The sequence below is a fragment of the Pedobacter aquatilis genome (assembly GCF_032678425.1).
GTDB lineage: Bacteria > Bacteroidota > Bacteroidia > Sphingobacteriales > Sphingobacteriaceae > Pedobacter > Pedobacter aquatilis_B.
Genome location: NZ_JAVTSG010000004.1, coordinates 64,640 through 81,772 on the forward strand (window position 1 = coordinate 64,640; position 17,133 = coordinate 81,772).

Below are 17,133 nucleotides of genomic sequence, written 5' to 3' on the forward strand. Positions count from 1 at the left end.
CTCAAAATTATATATCAATCATTAATTCACAGGTATAGTGTGTAGGCGAATTTACAACATTTAATTTATATCTGTCAGGGTAAATGAGCTGTAATCTACGCTCAACATTTGGCAAACCAACGCCGCCCTGCGCATCTTTATTTTGGTTGTTTTTCTTATTAATTACGCTGAAATGCAAAATCTTCTGATTGGCAATAATATCAATTTTTACAGGCTCGCTGGCATCAGTAACCACTCCATGTTTAAAGGCATTTTCTACAAAAGAAATCAACATCAGCGGAACAATTTTCTGGTCATCGATTTCGCCATTTAAAGTCATTTCGATAAAAGCACCATCTTTAAACCTAATTTTTTGTAGTTCGATGTAATTTTTAAGATAATCAACCTCTTTACTCAATGATACTGTTGGCGTATTGCTCTCGTAAATCATATAACGCATAATTTCCGAGAGCTTCATAATCGCATCGGCTGTTTTATCCGATTTTTGATAAGCCAAAGAGTAAATATTATTCAAGGAGTTAAAAAGAAAATGTGGGTTTAATTGAGATTTTAAAAACTGGAGTTCCATTTCACGGCGTTCACTTTCGAGGTTGCGTTGAATACGTTCTGTAGCAAACCAATCAATAATAAATTTTATGATGCAACTCGAAATCAAGAAAAATCCTGAAATAAATACAACGAAAACGACGAAGCTGTGAATTGGCATTTCTACCTTTTGCTTCGTATCGTTTATATAGGTTAATACATCATCGCGATATAATACGGCAGCCACAGTTTTTAATAAAACCGAAGCAGCTATCAATAACAAAAACGATACTACAAACAGTAGATATTTTTTTCTTTTTACAATGAGTTCTGGAATAAGAATCATGTAATTGATATAAAAAATAGAAACATTAATTATCCCAAACACTAAATAGGTAATCACATAGTCAGTATAACTATGCTTGGTATCACTAAACATATTCATTGCAATGTTAATGGCAATAATAACACCCCAAAAAATACTATGTAAAACTATTGGTCCTCTACTTTTTTTCATTCTTTTAACGGATAACATAAGCTGTTTTAGCTTATATAAAATCATTCAACCAAAATAAATAAAGAAACTTGTAATTAACTACACAATCTACCAACGGGCATTTTTTTTCTACCAACGGCTTATCGGGCGAAATTTATCGACAAACGCCAAAATTACCTGTTCATCTATAATCTTTAACCCTTGGTATAATAGATTTTTGCACCCTGTTTTTCTTGTGTTTCTTTGAATCATCAAAACGAAACGATTATGAAACCATCATCTGCAAACAAGATAAATAACGCAATAATTGCAGATGATAGCTTCATTACAATAACTATAAATAAACCTATTATGAAAAAGTTAGCAAACACATCGCCATTTTTACTTTTATTATTACCAGTTTTTATGATGATGGTATTTACACTTACCATAAATACGAACCAAAACAGTACCGAAGAAATAGTTGTAAAACCGGCTAAAACTTCTGGTTCAATTGTAAAACAAGCTACAGCTATTTTTAAATAGAAATGAGCGCTTTCGCAATAGAAACTGTTGGCCTGAATTTTAATTTTGGCAACCAAACCATTGTTAAAGATTTATCATTACAAGTACCAAAAGGCAGCATTTATGGCTTCCTCGGACCAAACGGTGCTGGTAAAACCACTACAATAAAAATACTTTTAAACCTGCTTCAGTCTCCGGCCGATCAGGTTTTTATTTTTGGTAAAGAAATTAACCGAAACAGAATAGCAACGCTAAAACGTGTTGGCGCATTAGTAGAGCAACCAGCCATTTACGGGCATTTAACAGGTAAAGAAAATCTGATTAACCGTTGCTTATTACTCGGTATAAATAAAAGCAAATCAACCGAAATGCTTACGCTTGTTGGTTTAACAGAAGCGGCAAATAAAAAAGCATCAAAATATTCTTTAGGCATGAAACAAAGACTTGGCATTGCCCTCGCTTTAGTTTCCGATCCTGAACTTTTATTGTTAGATGAACCAACAAACGGACTTGACCCAAATGGAATTATCGAAGTTAGAAACCTGATGATCGATTTGGCAACGAAACATCAGAAAACCATTCTTGTTTCAAGCCATTTACTTGCAGAAATAGAACGTACGGCAACCCATGTCGGCATTATAAACAAAGGCGAATTATTATTTCAAGGTACTATTGATGAGCTCCATCAACTGAGCAAACCCATGTTAGAAATTGAAGTAAATGATACTTTAAATGCCGCAAATTTACTTAGTAATTCAGGTTATGAAGTATTAGAAACTGAATCGAAAAAGCTCATCATTCCTTACAAAACCAGCGAAGAAAGTGCCCAAATAAACACCTTATTAATTCAGAACGGATTTATGGTATCAGCGCTTTATAAACAGAAAAAAGATTTAGAAAACCTATTTCTCGACATTACAAAAAACAATTAATATGCGTTCTCTATATATTTCACTAATTTCTGAATTTTACAAATCAAGAAAAACACTTGCATTTTGGGCAGCCATATTGCTTCCGGTTATAATTTGTTCTTTGGTATCATTTGGGTTTTACTCTAATGCCGATAAAGTTTTAGCCTATAAATTAAACGGTATAATGTTATGGGCAAGGTACAGTAGTGCTACGCTAAATGTTATGGGATTTCTAATCATGCCATTCTACGTAATTTTCATGGCATTTTCTGTAAATAACATCGAACATAAAAACGACACCTGGAAAACACTTTTTGCGCAACCGCTAAATAAATTCTCCATCTACGCAGCAAAATATCTTTACGCTGTACTGCTCATCTTTATTTGTCTTTTACTTTTTGCGGGCTTAACACAAGGTTTTGGCTACATATTACAAGCGCTAGTTCCAAAATATAGCTTTAACCAATACAACCCAACTACATTTTTATTCAACTCTTACGCAAAATTATTCCTATCCTCACTCGGCATTTTATCGCTTCAATTTATATTGAGCCTAATTTGGGCCGACTTTTTAAAGCCAATGGGTGTAGGTTTTGTAGGCACAATAATGGGCATCGTAACCGCAAGCCTAAACTGGACATATGCATACCTAATTCCATACAGTTTACCGGCACTTGCATTGCAAATAACAAAGGTTAAAAAAGGCGGCGACCCACTAGCTTTTGAAGTTTTTAGCCGCGAAATATATACCAGTCTTATCTACGCAGCAATTTTCTTCATACTTGGCTACTTCGTTGTATCTAAAAAAAGTATAAAATAATTGTCTGACACTATTTGATATTTTCCTTTCTGAAGATTTTTAAGGGATATTTGGTTCTCAATAAGTCATTTATTTGTAAAAATTTTAACAAAATGAGCAAGAACCATGTTCGGAGCTTGTTCGAGACTTCTTCGGACCTTGTTCGAGAATTAGGCCTATTTTTCGAACAAGGTCCGAAGAAGGTCCCTAGAAAGACCGATGAAGGCTATTTCATCGTTTTGCAGAAAAAACAATTTAAAATATCTATATTAGTTCTTACTGGTATTCTGACAGCCAATAACTGCAAACTCGAAAAATCTAATCGCCGATTAGACAGATATTACCCTTGATGTTGGTGAAAAATTGAAAACTTTCATTTCAAATAAAATAAACCAGTTGAATTAGGTTAGTTTTTATTTTCACCTACTTAAATACAAAACCTCTAAATGCAACTTAGTTACGATGTAAAAATCTCATTGTAAATAGGCTCATCACTCCATTTAAGCGTATTTTTAAGCTTAATAACCAACCTAACTTAATTAAAAAAATGATTAGAAGATTTACTACTACAGCATTGGCTTTAGGCTTTTGCGTATCCGTTTTTGCTCAAGACACACCAGATGCGGCAGTGGTGCAAAAAATAAGAAAAGAAGGACTTGATAACTCGAAGGTTATGGATATTGCCTTTAACCTTACCGATGTAAGCGGACCACGTTTATCAAACTCACCAGGTTTAAAAAAAGCACAAGAATGGGCAATAAAACAACTTACCGATTGGGGCTTAAAAAATGCCAAATTAGAATCGTGGGGAACTTTTGGTAAAGGTTGGCAAGTAGATAAATATTATGCGGCAACAACACTACCTTTTTACCACGCCATAATTGCATCACCAAAAGCATGGACACCCGGAACAAACGGCCCATTAAAATCAGAAGTTGTATTAATTAAAGCTGATAGTGTTTCAGATTTGGCCAAATACAAAGGAAAATTAGCAGGCAAAATCGTAATGATGGATTCAGGTAATCCACTTCAAAGTGGCACTCGCCCTGATTTTGCTCGTTATGCAGACAGTACATTGGCTAAAATGGCCGATGCAAAACCTACTCCGGCAGGCAATCGCGGTCAACGCCCGGGAGCTGCAAATAACATGATGGCTCAGATGATGAAAATGAGAGAAATTAGAGCAGCCATCAGCAGTATGCTTGTTGAAGAAAAAGTTGGGTTAATTTTAACTTATGCCCGCGGCGGACAAGGTACATTCTTTACAAGCAACGGCGCATCTTATGCATTAGATGCAAAGCCAGTTTCGCCAGAATTAGAAGTTGCAGCTGAAGATTATTTACACATTTTACGTTTATTACGAGCAGGAAAACCTGTGGAAGTGGAAGCAGATATCAAAACTTCATTTTATGACCAAGACCCACAAGGTTATAATGTTATTGCTGAAATTCCTGGAACGGATAAAAAGCTAAAAGAAGAATTAGTAATGATTGGCGGTCACTTTGATTCGTGGCATGCAGCAACAGGCGCAACAGATAACGCAGCAGGTTCTGCGGTAATGATGGAAGCCGTTCGTATTTTAAAAGCAATCGATTTTAAACCAAAACGCACCATCCGTATTGCACTATGGAGTTCTGAAGAGCAAGGATTATTTGGTTCTAGAGGTTATGTAGCTAAACATTTTGGCGACCCAAAAACAATGATTTTAACACCAGACCAGAAAAAAATCTCAGCCTATTACAATTTAGATAACGGCACAGGAAAAATTCGCGGTATTTATTTGCAAGGGAATGAAGCAGCCGGACCAATCTTTAAAAACTGGTTAGCGCCATTTAATGATTTGGGTGCAACAACTGTAACGGTAAGTAATACAGGCGGTACCGATCACCAGGCTTTTGATGCGGTTGGTATTCCAGGCTTCCAGTTTATTCAAGACCCTGCAGATTACAACACACGTACACACCATAGCAATATGGATACCTACGACAGACTTGTGGAAGATGATTTAAAACAATCGGCAACTATTATTGCATCTTTTGTTTACAATACATCACAACGTGATGCTCAGATCCCTAGAAAAGAATTACCAGCTGCTCCAGCTGCAACTTCAACAGGCACAGCTGCTCCAGCTAGAAACTAAAATAAATTATTAAGTACAAAAAAAGGCCCACCGTTTACGGGGGCCTTTTTTTCGGGATTGTTTTTCATAAATCCTAACTATAACTAAAAATTTGAGAGATTGATGTTGTTTCGCATCAACGTTTATCTAGAGCAGTTAATATTTTATAAGCGCTACTTCAATAAAATTTAAGTTTTGCTTTTTGTTTACTCAATTGCTAAGTAATATTATTTTTGCTTTCGTTATACCAAAGTTATGGTACACCATAAAAACATTGCAGCATTAAACACCCTTTTTTATAGGGTAATTTTACGGTATTGGTATAGGGGGAATTTGCGGTAGAATAAATACGTATTTATAACCAACTTTATTGAATAAAAAACATCCAAACAACATTATGAGTACAACACCCTTAACAAAAGACGGAAGAAATAATTCCGTTCCGGTTGATATTGCAAAAAAAATGACGGCAGCTTTTAGAGAAAGTCAAAAATCTGACGCAGGAAATTACACCAAAGCTGCTTGGCTGCCAGCCGCACAAATTCAAAAATTGGTAGAGAAAATAGCGAAATTTGAGGGCGATGGCGTTCGGATTTATTTTGGAAGATATACTAAGGAAATTATTGATTCTATTAACAAATTAGAATATGGAGATAAAATACCAGACAAATATTGTGATATGAATACCATACTTCTTGTCGTTACAAAGGAAGTTGATGGCAAACCTAAAACTGATTATTTTATAGATAAAGACATTGAGCTTGATCCAATTTGTGATGATGGCGATCCAAATCCGACAGACCCGGAAAACAGAGGAGATTTATGTCCAGAAGTATGTGATGATGGCAGTCCCTTAATGAATTCATAAAACACATTAATAATATATGTTCAGTTTATTTAGTGTTGGTTCAACAATAGAGTCAATTTGTGCATTATTCGCTCTTATATTTCTAATAAGAGATAAAAATTCGTTTTGGAAAATTACGGTAGCATACATGCTGATAGTTCCATCTACAGAACTATTCGCTAAATATATAGGAAGAATATATCATAATAACCTTATTATATATAATATCTATATGCTAGTAGAATTAAGTTACATTACTTATGCTTTCTACATTTTTTTGAAGGATTTTATTGATGCAAAAAGATTTTTGTTACCAATATTTGCAATAATCATAGCAATATATATTGGTTTTTCTATAACTCATAATCCAATAATCGAATATAATTCAATCACTATAAGTATTATGTCCGTTGTTTTTGTAGTTTATGGTTTATTATACTTTTATTTTTTATTAAAAGATGATAAGTATATTGATTTAAAATTTCATCCTGCGTTTTGGTGGGTTGGTGGAGCAATCATTTTTTACTTTGGGGGCACTTTAGCCAACTTTTTCGATGAAATAATTCAGCAAAAATTTTTAGGAAAATATAATACCCGTAGCATTATTTATTCTACTTTGAACGTTTTGTTATATTGTTTTTGGTCATATTCATTTATATGCAGAGCTCGTCAGCGGACAATATGTCCATAATTTTACTGGCATCATTAGTTTTTCTATTGATGCCAATATTTTTATTGATGTACATTCGATCTTATAATCGCCACAAGAAAAATCACTTTGTGGAGAAGGAAAATATGCGTCAAAAATTTGAGGCCGAAATTCTGAAAACACACATTGAAGTTCAGGATCAAACCATGCAAACCATTGCAACTGAATTGCATGATAACATAGGCCAACTACTAAGTTTAACTACCTTAACGCTTAATTCTATCCAAATTCCAGATAATGAAAAAGCCAGTGAAAAAATATCAAATTCGTTGTCTTTAGTTAGTAAATCAATAAAAGAGATTAGAGAATTAGCCAAAATATTACATGGCGAACAAATTGTAGAATCGGGCATTGGCCATGCTATAGAACAAGAGGTTAACTGGCTTCGAAAAGTTGAAGGTTACACATTAATCGTAACCAATGATTTACTTGAAATTGATACAACTTCGCCAAACAAAGACTTAATTATTTTAAGGCTTTTGCAGGAAATCATAAACAATATTATTAAACATGCACAGGCCAGCATGATTCAAATAGATACCGGATTAAAAAACGATGTTTTGCTTTTAACGGTGAAAGAAAACGGTATCGGATTTGATTACGAAGAGGCAAAAAATCGCAAAAGTGGCTTAGGCTTAAACTCGATTAAAAAGCGTGTTGAAATGATTGAAGGAAAAATCGATGTAATTTCGGCACCAGAAAAAGGCACGTCAATTTTTATAGAAATTCCATATCCATAATATTATGAACGCAACCACACTCCCAATCGCAATTGTTGATGACCATACCCTTTTTCGCCAAGGATTAGCAAACCTATTATCGGAATTTGAAGAAATTGATATTGTATTTCAAGCTACTAATGGCGTGGATATGCAAAATCAGATCAAATCGCATCCAGGTGTACAGTTGGTACTAATGGATATTAATATGCCAGTTATGGATGGCTATGCAGCTACTCGATTCATCAAAAAAGAATATCCTGATGTAAAAGTTTTGGCTTTGAGCATGCACGAAGAAGAGAAAGCAATTATCGAAATGCTTAAAGCTGGGGCTGGCGGTTATATTCTAAAAGGCTCAACTCCCTCAGACCTGGTAATTGCGATTAAAGCCATCATAGAGAAAGGTTTTTATATTAACGAGATGGTATCTGGAAGGTTGTTGTTTCAACTTAAAAAGGAAGATCCAAAACCAATAATAACTGAAAAAGAACTTACTTTTTTGCAGCACTGCAGTACAGAACTTACTTATAAAGACATTGCTGATTTAATGAACATCAGCCCTAGAACGGTAGATAACTATCGAGAGTCGCTTTTTGCGAAACTTAACATTAAAACCAGAACCGGACTTGTGGTGTATGGTATCAAAAACGATTTAATAAAAATATAAACTTAATTTACTTCAAAACTTGCGTAACTAATCAATTAGTTTTATCTTTAGTATGACGAGTAAAATTTTACTCATTCCTATAATCAAAAAATAAAATGGATATTAAAGATTTAACCAAGGCCGAAGAGCAGATAATGCAAGTTTTATGGCAGTTGGAAAAAGCATTTGTTAAGGAAGTAATTGACGAGTTACCTATTCCAAAACCTGCTTACAATACAGTTTCAACAATAATCAGAATTTTAGAAACGAAAGGTTTTATTGGGCATGAAGCCTTTGGTAAAGCACATCAGTACCACCCCCTAATTAGTAAAGAAGAATATAAACGCCATGCAACCGAGAAATTGTTAGGCAACTATTTTGAAAACTCTGTAGAAAGTATGTTTTCATTCTTTGTAAAAGAAGAAAAATTGGATTTAAGTGATGTGGATGAAATTCTTAAAATGATTAATAAGATTAAACATAAGCCAAAATGAGTTTTGCCCACTACCTTTTGCAGGTAAACTTATACTTAGTAGTTTTTTATGGATTTTATAAATTACTGTTAGATAAGGAAACCTATTTTACTTTAAACCGAATTTATTTGGTAGCAGCAGGTTTTTTATCACTATGCATACCATTTATCCGTTTAGAATGGTTAACGGTACAAAAAGCTGCTCAACAAGTTTACACAACTGTAAAATGGGATGCAGTGCTGGAACAGGCAACTATTGTTACTGAAGCGCAAGAGGGATTTAATTGGGCGAACTTAATGGTCAGCATTTATTGTGCTGGCATTTTATTTTTTTTATTCCGATTAATTATTAACCTACTATTTGTTAAAAGGTTAATTAATAATGCTAAAGAAGGCTCGGCTTTCTCCTTTTTCGGCAAAAAAATAATCGATATATCTTTACCAAATCGTGATGTTATTGATAGCCACGAAGAAGCACATGTAAAACAATGGCATAGTTTAGACATTCTGTTTTTTGAGGTTGTTGGAATACTTACCTGGTTAAATCCGGTAATTTATCTTTATAAAAAAAGCATCAAAAACATCCACGAATTTTTGGCGGATGAACATGCCGCGAATTATCAGGGTGATAAGGCAGAATATGCAATGCTTATTCTAAGTAAATCTTTCGGTATCAATCAAAGTGCATTAACCAGCAATTTCTTTGAAAAATCACTTGTAAAAAAGCGTATTTACATGCTGCATAAGGAGCGCTCGAAGAAAACGGCAGTAATGAAATATGGAATCTTTATCCCACTATTTGCAATTGCAATTTTGTTTTCTTCGGCAACCGTTCGCAAAAACGAAAATCTAATCTCATTTGCCGAACAAATTCCTTTAAATGAACCTATACAATTGGTTGAAAACATTGTTATTAAGCCATTAAAGGCTGTAAATGTAGAGAAAGTTAAAACAGTTGCAAAGCATGTTCCGGTAGCCAATAATTGGGAGCAGTTTTACACTTTCATGGGTAACAATATAAAATATCCGAAAGGTGCTCAAGAAAAAGCATTAGAGGGCACTACGCACATCATGTTCACACTAAAAAATGGTAGAGTAACCGATTTAGGTTCAAAACAAGATTTAGGTGAAGGTTGTGATGAAGAAGTAATGAAAAGCATTTTAGCGTATAAAAACTTCAAAGGTGTTAAAGATGGCAATTATGCTTTCAAGGTATCTTTTAGTTTAGGGCAAGTTCAGCCAAATACAGAAGCCACAACAAGCCAGGAAATAGAAGGTTATAAAGAAATTGCACCACTTCAAATTACTGGCTATGTAAACGAAAAAACTCTATCTATCGAGAAAAAAGAAAAGATTTATGATTTTGTATCGATAGAAAAACAACCGGAATATCCTGGAGGGATGAAAAACTTTTATGATTATTTAAGTAAGAACTTAAAATATCCTGAAGAAGCTCAAGAAAGAAATATTCAAGGGAAGGTACATATATCTTTTACCGTTGAGAAAAATGGCAAACTTACCGATTTAAAGGTTTTAAAAGGTTTGGATGAAAGCACAAATCAAGAAGCGCTCCGTGTTTTTGATGAATCACCCAACTGGATGCCTGGAATACAAAACGGGAAACCCGTGAGAGTTAAATACAATATGTCGGTAAATTTTACTTTGGATAATTCAACCAAATTAAAATCTGCTCCATTAGAGAAAACAAAACTATCTTTTAAAGGTATTAAAAACTTAAGCGGAGCTAACAGTCCTTTAGTGATTTTAGATGGCGTTACGCAAGGCAAGGATGCACTTCAATTTATTAGGACAGAAAGCATTGAATCTATTTCAGTTTTGAGAGATGAAGCCGCTACAATGCTTTATGGACCAAAAGGAATAAATGGCGTAATTTTAATTACTTCAAAAGTTGATAAAAACAGTTTATTTAAGGCCTTAGAAAATAAAGTAGCACCTAATTAGAGCGTTCTACTTTTTGGCTATAACTAATTATAGAACATGAAAAAGGTATTTTATTTATTGGCCTGTACTTCGGTTATGGCAACAAGTGCATTTAGCCAATCCAAAACTGACACTTCAAGAATTCAGAGCCCAGGTATTAAAATTAGAGGTTTAGATAAAAATGCAGGAAAACCAATTTATGCTATTGATGGTGTAAAGCAATTTAATGGCGATTTTTTGACGAACAGCATCGACCCAAATGAAATTATGGAAGTAATTGTTATAAAGGGTGATAATGCAATTAACCTTTTCGGCATTGAAGGAAATAATGGAGCAGTTGTAGTCACTACTAAAGCCAAATCAAATTCAACTGAAAATATTGATCTGCAGGCGAAAATGAAAGCCTTGGGCATTATTAGTGGTGTTAGTAAATCATCAGACTTTTCCTTAGAACCTAAACAAAGAAATGATAGCACCGCATTTTCCTTCAATACAAGTAAAGTCCGTATTAGGGGGCTAAGAAATGTTAGTAAAATTAATCAACCATTGTACATTGTAGATGGAGAAAAAATTGAAAGCGGATCGATTGAATTTCTTGATCCTAGCACCATTGATTCTGTTACCATTTTAAAGGATACAAATGCAATTCAAAACTATGGCTTGGCAGCAAGTAATGGGGTTGTAATAATTAAAACAAAGCCATTAAAAAAGATAAATAAAGTTGTTGATTCAGATAAGAATTAAATTTTTATAAAGAGATTTTTATTGCAAATAGAATATATAGTAAGATTATTGCAACACAAAGCCCGGCAAAAAAATTGTCGGGCTTTTATGCTTTCTCTCCTGTCTCGGAACAATAAATTTATAAAATCTTTAATGTATATGCAAATTTTACAAAATATAATTTTTATTTAAACAGATAATTAATATGCAAACATAATTAATTTACTCTTTTTACGAATTATTATTTGCTAAACTCCTTTTCTAATCGTTTCGATTTTATCCAAAACACTTTCGATTTTTTACAGAAAATTATATTTGATTCTTTAATCCGCTAAATAAACTTTTGGTTAATTATCCTTCAAGATATCACATAGAAAAAATTAAAAAAAAAGCCCCCATAAAATGGGGGCTTAACAATTCCAAATTAATGGAATGGCACAGTTTTATTAAACTTCTTCTTCGCTTACAAATTTTGCAGAGAAATAATCTCTGTTCATACGAGCGATGTTTTCTAATGAAATACCTTTTGGACACTCTGCTTCGCAAGCACCAGTGTTAGTACAGTTACCAAAACCTTCCTCATCCATTTGGGCTACCATGCTTTGTACACGACGGTAACGCTCTGGCTGACCTTGAGGTAATAAAGCCAATTGAGATATCTTAGCCGAAACGAAAAGCATCGCCGAAGCATTTTTACAAGTTGCTACACAAGCACCACAACCAATACAAGCAGCAGCCTCGAATGCAGCATCAGCTTGAATTTTAGGGATTGGCAAAGCGTTTGCATCTTGTGCGTTACCAGTGTTTACCGATACGAAACCACCAGAAGCGATGATACGGTCAAAAGCAGAACGATCTACAGCTAAATCTTTAATTACCGGAAATGCTTTTGCTCTCCAAGGTTCAACAACAATTGTATCGCCATCTTTGAACGAACGCATGTGCAACTGGCAAGTTGTTACCAGGTCTTTTGGTCCGTGAGGCTGTCCGTTGATAAACATTGAGCACATACCGCAGATACCTTCTCTACAATCGTGGTCAAATACAACAGGCTCTTCACCCTTATTAATTAATTGTTCGTTTAAAACATCAAACATCTCTAAGAAAGACATGTCTGGAGAAATCTCGGAAAGCTTATAATCAACCAATTTACCAGCTGATTTGCTATTTTTTTGACGCCAAACTTGTAGCGTTAAATTCATGTTTCCTGTACTCATTTTTCTTTAAGTATTGAGTAATGCGTATTGCGTATTGAGATTTTAATCTCGCTAAACTTTACACTATACTATTAATAACTTTATAACAGTTGTTTGAGTTTGTCGTATGTCTCAATACGCATATCTCAATACGCTGTACTATTTATAATTTCTTTGTGCAACCTTAATGTTTTCGTAGTTCAATTCTTCTTTGTGCAATTCGAATTCACTTACGCCTTTATATTCCCAAGCAGCTACGTATGCATAGTTTACATCATCACGTTGTGCTTCGCCTTCTTCAGTTTGGTGCTCCTCTCTAAAGTGACCGCCGCAGCTTTCTTCTCTGTTAAGGGCATCTTTACACATCAACTCTCCTAATTCAATGAAATCCGCAACGCGATGTGCTTTTTCTAATTCAGGATTAAATTCATCAGAAGAGCCAGGTACTTTAACATCAGCCCAAAACTCTCTACGTAAATCCTGAATTTCTTTGATGGCTTGTGTTAAACCCTCTCTGTTACGAGCCATACCACATTTTTCCCACATAATGTGGCCTAATCTTTTGTGGAAATGGTCTACAGATTTAGTTCCGTTAATACTTAAGAATTTATCGATAGTTGCTTTTACTTCATTCTCAGCCTCCACAAACGCAGGGTGGTCTGTAGGAATTGGTTTAGTCGCAATTTCTTTTGATAAGTAAGCTCCAATAGTGTAAGGCAATACGAAATAACCATCGGCTAAACCTTGCATCAGTGCAGATGCACCTAAACGGTTAGCACCGTGGTCTGAGAAGTTAGCTTCACCAGTACAATACAAACCTGGAATTGTCGTCATCAAATCATAATCAACCCAAACACCACCCATGGTATAGTGAACCGCAGGATAAATACGCATTGGAGTTTCATAAGGATTTTCACCTGTGATTTGTGCATACATGTCGAATAAGTTACCGTATTTTTCTTTAATTACGGCAGTTCCTAAACGCATGCAGGTTTCTTTATCAGGATTATGGTTGCCCGCTTTTGAAGCTTCGATACGACCATAACGTTCTGTATTTGCTTTGAAATCTAAATATACTGCTAGTTTAGAAGTACCTACACCGTAACCAGCATCACAACGCTCTTTAGCGGCACGAGAAGCTACGTCGCGAGGTACCAAGTTACCAAAAGCAGGGTAACGACGCTCCAAATAATAATCTCTTTCCTCTTCAGGAATATCTGAAGCTTTACGCGTATCATCTTTCTTTTTAGGCACCCAAATACGACCATCGTTACGTAACGACTCCGACATCAAAGTTAATTTTGATTGATGGTCGCCAGAAACTGGGATACAAGTAGGGTGAATTTGAGTGTAGCAAGGATTTGCGAAGAAAGCACCTTTTTTGTGCACCTTCCAAGCTGCGGTAACATTACTTCCCATTGCATTGGTAGATAAGTAGAATACGTTTCCGTAACCTCCTGTACCTAAAACCACTGCATGACCGAAGTGACGCTCTAATTCGCCTGTAATTAAGTTACGAGCAATAATACCACGAGCTTTACCGTCAATTACTACAACATCAAGCATTTCATGACGGGTATACATTTGCACTTTACCCATACCAACCTGACGTTCCAGTGCTGAGTAAGCACCTAATAATAACTGCTGACCAGTTTGACCTGCGGCATAAAATGTACGTTGAACTTGTGTACCCCCGAATGAACGGTTATCTAACAAACCACCGTATTCGCGAGCTAAAGGCACACCTTGAGCCACACATTGGTCGATAATGTTCGCACTAACCTCAGCTAAACGGTGTACGTTCGCTTCGCGTGCTCTATAATCTCCACCTTTAATGGTATCGTAGAATAAACGGTAAGTGCTATCACCATCATTTTGATAGTTTTTTGCAGCGTTGATACCACCTTGAGCTGCAATTGAGTGTGCTCTACGAGGTGAATCCTGGAAGCAAAAGCATTTTACTTTGTAGCCCATTTCGGCTAATGTAGCCGCTGCAGATGCACCCGCTAAACCAGAACCTACTACGATTACTTCTAAACTTCTTTTATTCGCTGGATTAACCAACGGCATAGAAGATTTATATTTTGTCCACTTTTGGGTTAATTCGCCCGCAGGGATATTTGAATTTAATGTCGACATTTACTTAATACTTTTAATTAAACGTTTCTGTTTAGCTAATCCAACCTAAATAGATTGAAATTGGCATTAATGCAAAAATGATAGGTACGATAATCGAGAACCATACACCTACCGTTTTTACAACAGGTGTCCATTTTTTATGGTTCCAGCCCATTGTTTGGAAAGAGGATTGAAAACCATGTAATAAGTGGTATCCTAAAGAAATCACCCCTAAAACATAGATTACTACAACCCAAAGTTCTTGGAAAATGGCTACAATACCATGAAAAGTATTATGTTCCTCGTGTGAAAAAACAGCCACTTTTGTTGGCCACCAGAAATGATAAAGGTGAAGTACCAAGAACATTAAAATTAATGTGCCTAATAACCCCATGCTACGAGAATACCACTTGCTATTAGCAGAAGACTTATTAAAAGCATACTTTTCTGGTCTGGCAGCATTGTTTTGTGCGGTAAGCAAAATTGCTTGAACAATGTGCAGGATAATTCCGGCAAATAAGCCAACTTCCATGATGCGGATTACGATGTTATGACTCATAAAATCGGCAGCAACATTGAAGGTTTCCCCACCATCATTTAAAAAAATTAGCGCATTTATAGATACGTGTACAACAAGGAAAGAAATCAAGAAAAGACCCGTTAACCCCATTACAAACTTTCTACCTATAGATGATGTAAAAGCTTTACTTAAACTACTCATTAGATTATTATTATTTATAATTCTTTGTGCAAAAGTATTTAATTATGAGTTTAATTTATAAACGAATATGACAAAACAACGATAAAACATTTATTTAGAAACATTCTAAGAGCAATTTTCAAATTTCAGTGTAAATATCGCTTCTTACCCTATTGAAGAATATTTCAAAGTGCCATTCTTATCAACTAAACTTTTCGTTATATTAGTCTTCTAAATTATCAGATATGAAAAAAATCTTCATCGCACTTTTATCAGCAATACTTTGTTCTTCATGTAATGATGGGCCAGCTGTATTTAATTTAACAGCAAAAAATTTTAGTAAGAATGCTACCATAACTATCTCTGATGCAAAAACCGGAGAAAAATTAAAGGTAGAGAATATTAAAGGCAAGCAAACCTTTCAGGTTAATTTACCTAAAGAAAGGTTTGCAGAGATAAAAATTGAAGATGGAAATGATTTTAGACCTTTCTGGTTCTATTTAAAAACTGGTAATTATGATTTAGTAATAAACGCTGCAGATAATAGGTCTATTTATCCCTTTAAAAAAACGCCATCAACTGAAGGCGAAGATTTTATTGATTTTTATGCAATAAAAAATAATTTAAATAAGCCCTTATCCGATAGTGCCATAATAGCTAAAAGAGCTGTTGATGCTGCAGATACAAGCAATATTGTGAAACGAGTTGATGTATTTGCTGATTTAATGGAACGTATTAAAACTCTAAATTTAACCGCTATTGAAACATTTGCTAAAAAGCATCCAAACTCTCCGAATACAGTATTTTTATTGGACCAGTTGGGCATAACAGATTTGAACAGTGTTCAATTTGGCAAAATATTTAATTATTTGGATGAAGAACAGCAAAATAGTAAGGCAGGAAAAAAGCTATTCGAGAAAATTACGTTGGTCGAAAAAATGAAACCAGGTAATACGTTAGAAAGTATTGCAGGCGAAACTCCAGCAGGAAAGGCTTTTGATAAAACCATTTTAAGGAAATTAAATCTTGTATTAGTGTGGACTTCATATAACGACAAATGCAGAACAAACAATATAAAACTAATTACACTTTATGAAAAATATAAAAGTAAAGGTGTAGAGTTTATTGGGGTTTCTTTAGATAACAAAAGAAATTGGTGGGTTAATGTGATTAGAGATGATAAATTAACCTGGCCACAATTCTCAGATTTGAAAGGTGCAAAATCTCCTAATGCTAGAAATATCGGAAATTATAACGTGCCTCACTTTATGATATTGGATAAAAATGGCAAAATATTAATGAGTGAAGATATTAGTGTTGAGTTACTCGAAGAAGACATTATCAAGTATCTGAAACAGCAAGGTTAACAAAAAGATTATTCCACAAAAAAAGTCCCGATTTGCATCGGGACTTTTTACGATTTATGTATTCGAGTTTTCTTAAGCTACTTTAACATTTACCGCGTTTAAGCCTTTTCTACCTTCTTCAACTTCGTAAGTTACAGAATCGTTCTCACGAACGTTGTCGATTAAGCCTGAAGCATGAACAAAAATTTCGGCATCGCCATTTGCTGGGATAATAAATCCGAAACCTTTAGTTTCATTAAAAAATTTTACTGTTCCTTGTTGCATTATATTGTATTTTAATTTGGCATAAAGGTATGGTTAAATACCTATAAATCAATTTTATATTTTTTAAAATCAATTTA

At 34.6% G+C, this 17,133-nt stretch carries 17 protein-coding genes; 12 read left to right on the forward strand and 5 right to left on the reverse strand.

The window, feature by feature from the left end:
- Positions 1-7: 7 nt before the first annotated feature.
- A complete protein-coding gene (locus R2Q16_RS13680) occupies positions 8-1,042 on the reverse strand; it encodes a sensor histidine kinase (RefSeq protein ID WP_316737760.1) in 1,035 nt (344 codons plus the stop codon).
- A 246-nt stretch (positions 1,043-1,288) separates the two neighbouring features.
- On the opposite strand from R2Q16_RS13680, the gene R2Q16_RS13685 reads away from it, so the two are divergent.
- The 11 genes from R2Q16_RS13685 to R2Q16_RS13735 all read left to right on the forward strand — a co-directional run bounded on the left by R2Q16_RS13685 (position 1,289) and on the right by R2Q16_RS13735 (position 11,432).
- Positions 1,289-1,546 (forward strand): hypothetical protein, encoded by a 258-nt coding sequence (locus R2Q16_RS13685; protein ID WP_316737761.1) that lies wholly within the window; start codon positions 1,289-1,291, stop codon positions 1,544-1,546.
- A gap of 2 nt (positions 1,547-1,548) precedes the next feature.
- Positions 1,549-2,457 carry an ABC transporter ATP-binding protein gene (locus R2Q16_RS13690; RefSeq protein WP_316737762.1) on the forward strand — a complete coding sequence of 303 codons (909 nt, stop codon included), beginning with the start codon at positions 1,549-1,551 and terminating at the stop codon, positions 2,455-2,457.
- A 1-nt stretch (position 2,458) separates the two neighbouring features.
- Entirely contained in the window at positions 2,459-3,256 is a 798-nt protein-coding gene (locus R2Q16_RS13695; protein ID WP_316737763.1) for an ABC transporter permease, read from the forward strand.
- Between the two features lie 526 nt (positions 3,257-3,782).
- Entirely contained in the window at positions 3,783-5,375 is a 1,593-nt protein-coding gene (locus R2Q16_RS13700; protein ID WP_316737764.1) for a M28 family metallopeptidase, read from the forward strand.
- A 349-nt stretch (positions 5,376-5,724) separates the two neighbouring features.
- Positions 5,725-6,222, forward strand: coding sequence for a hypothetical protein (locus tag R2Q16_RS13705; RefSeq protein WP_316737765.1), 498 nt, complete (start codon positions 5,725-5,727; stop codon positions 6,220-6,222).
- Positions 6,223-6,238: 16 nt separating this feature from the next.
- Entirely contained in the window at positions 6,239-6,892 is a 654-nt protein-coding gene (locus R2Q16_RS13710; RefSeq protein ID WP_316737766.1) for a hypothetical protein, read from the forward strand.
- A 47-nt stretch (positions 6,893-6,939) separates the two neighbouring features.
- Positions 6,940-7,650, forward strand: coding sequence for a sensor histidine kinase (locus R2Q16_RS13715; protein WP_316737767.1), 711 nt, complete (start codon positions 6,940-6,942; stop codon positions 7,648-7,650).
- A 4-nt stretch (positions 7,651-7,654) separates the two neighbouring features.
- Complete coding sequence (locus R2Q16_RS13720; RefSeq protein WP_316737768.1) at positions 7,655-8,296, forward strand: response regulator transcription factor; 642 nt, start codon at positions 7,655-7,657, stop codon at positions 8,294-8,296.
- Between the two features lie 95 nt (positions 8,297-8,391).
- On the forward strand, positions 8,392-8,769 hold the full coding sequence (locus R2Q16_RS13725) for a BlaI/MecI/CopY family transcriptional regulator (protein WP_231458923.1): 378 nt from the start codon (positions 8,392-8,394) through the stop codon (positions 8,767-8,769).
- On the forward strand, positions 8,766-10,709 hold the full coding sequence (locus R2Q16_RS13730) for a TonB family protein (protein ID WP_316737769.1): 1,944 nt from the start codon (positions 8,766-8,768) through the stop codon (positions 10,707-10,709). Before R2Q16_RS13725 ends, R2Q16_RS13730 begins: the two co-directional genes overlap by 4 nt.
- A gap of 36 nt (positions 10,710-10,745) precedes the next feature.
- Positions 10,746-11,432 (forward strand): TonB-dependent receptor plug domain-containing protein, encoded by a 687-nt coding sequence (locus tag R2Q16_RS13735; protein WP_316737770.1) that lies wholly within the window; start codon positions 10,746-10,748, stop codon positions 11,430-11,432.
- 425 nt (positions 11,433-11,857) lie between these two features.
- Here the strand turns inward: R2Q16_RS13735 and R2Q16_RS13740 are convergent, their stop codons facing one another.
- The 3 genes from R2Q16_RS13740 to R2Q16_RS13750 form a co-directional block, all read right to left on the reverse strand.
- The gene (locus R2Q16_RS13740; RefSeq protein WP_316737771.1) at positions 11,858-12,628 is read right to left on the reverse strand and encodes a succinate dehydrogenase/fumarate reductase iron-sulfur subunit; all 771 of its coding nucleotides are present in this window, start codon (positions 12,626-12,628) and stop codon (positions 11,858-11,860) included.
- A gap of 138 nt (positions 12,629-12,766) precedes the next feature.
- Complete coding sequence (locus tag R2Q16_RS13745; RefSeq protein WP_316737772.1) at positions 12,767-14,746, reverse strand: fumarate reductase/succinate dehydrogenase flavoprotein subunit; 1,980 nt, start codon at positions 14,744-14,746, stop codon at positions 12,767-12,769.
- A gap of 31 nt (positions 14,747-14,777) precedes the next feature.
- Positions 14,778-15,446: a succinate dehydrogenase cytochrome b subunit gene (locus tag R2Q16_RS13750; protein WP_316737773.1), complete on the reverse strand. Its 669-nt coding sequence runs from the start codon at positions 15,444-15,446 to the stop codon at positions 14,778-14,780.
- Positions 15,447-15,670: 224 nt separating this feature from the next.
- On the opposite strand from R2Q16_RS13750, the gene R2Q16_RS13755 reads away from it, so the two are divergent.
- On the forward strand, positions 15,671-16,792 hold the full coding sequence (locus tag R2Q16_RS13755) for a thioredoxin family protein (RefSeq protein ID WP_316737774.1): 1,122 nt from the start codon (positions 15,671-15,673) through the stop codon (positions 16,790-16,792).
- A gap of 72 nt (positions 16,793-16,864) precedes the next feature.
- Here R2Q16_RS13755 and R2Q16_RS13760 read toward each other — a convergent pair whose 3' ends face one another.
- The gene (locus R2Q16_RS13760) at positions 16,865-17,056 is read right to left on the reverse strand and encodes a cold-shock protein (RefSeq protein ID WP_231458916.1); all 192 of its coding nucleotides are present in this window, start codon (positions 17,054-17,056) and stop codon (positions 16,865-16,867) included.
- Positions 17,057-17,133: the final 77 nt, after the last annotated feature.

Excerpts from the sequence above, each read along its gene's own strand:
- R2Q16_RS13745 (WP_316737772.1), bottom strand. The coding sequence starts at position 14,746 with ATGTCGACATTAAATTCAAATATCCCTGCGGGCGAATTAACCCAAAAG.
- R2Q16_RS13695 (WP_316737763.1), top strand. The coding sequence starts at position 2,459 with ATGCGTTCTCTATATATTTCACTAATTTCTGAATTTTACAAATCAAGA.
- R2Q16_RS13725 (WP_231458923.1), top strand. The coding sequence starts at position 8,392 with ATGGATATTAAAGATTTAACCAAGGCCGAAGAGCAGATAATGCAAGTT.
- R2Q16_RS13755 (WP_316737774.1), top strand. The coding sequence starts at position 15,671 with ATGAAAAAAATCTTCATCGCACTTTTATCAGCAATACTTTGTTCTTCA.
- R2Q16_RS13750 (WP_316737773.1), bottom strand. The coding sequence starts at position 15,446 with ATGAGTAGTTTAAGTAAAGCTTTTACATCATCTATAGGTAGAAAGTTT.
- R2Q16_RS13700 (WP_316737764.1), top strand. The coding sequence starts at position 3,783 with ATGATTAGAAGATTTACTACTACAGCATTGGCTTTAGGCTTTTGCGTA.
- R2Q16_RS13760 (WP_231458916.1), bottom strand. The coding sequence starts at position 17,056 with ATGCAACAAGGAACAGTAAAATTTTTTAATGAAACTAAAGGTTTCGGA.
- R2Q16_RS13680 (WP_316737760.1), bottom strand. The coding sequence starts at position 1,042 with ATGAAAAAAAGTAGAGGACCAATAGTTTTACATAGTATTTTTTGGGGT.
- R2Q16_RS13685 (WP_316737761.1), top strand. The coding sequence starts at position 1,289 with ATGAAACCATCATCTGCAAACAAGATAAATAACGCAATAATTGCAGAT.
- R2Q16_RS13715 (WP_316737767.1), top strand. The coding sequence starts at position 6,940 with ATGTACATTCGATCTTATAATCGCCACAAGAAAAATCACTTTGTGGAG.
- R2Q16_RS13735 (WP_316737770.1), top strand. The coding sequence starts at position 10,746 with ATGAAAAAGGTATTTTATTTATTGGCCTGTACTTCGGTTATGGCAACA.
- R2Q16_RS13720 (WP_316737768.1), top strand. The coding sequence starts at position 7,655 with ATGAACGCAACCACACTCCCAATCGCAATTGTTGATGACCATACCCTT.
- R2Q16_RS13690 (WP_316737762.1), top strand. The coding sequence starts at position 1,549 with ATGAGCGCTTTCGCAATAGAAACTGTTGGCCTGAATTTTAATTTTGGC.
- R2Q16_RS13730 (WP_316737769.1), top strand. The coding sequence starts at position 8,766 with ATGAGTTTTGCCCACTACCTTTTGCAGGTAAACTTATACTTAGTAGTT.
- R2Q16_RS13740 (WP_316737771.1), bottom strand. The coding sequence starts at position 12,628 with ATGAGTACAGGAAACATGAATTTAACGCTACAAGTTTGGCGTCAAAAA.
- R2Q16_RS13710 (WP_316737766.1), top strand. The coding sequence starts at position 6,239 with ATGTTCAGTTTATTTAGTGTTGGTTCAACAATAGAGTCAATTTGTGCA.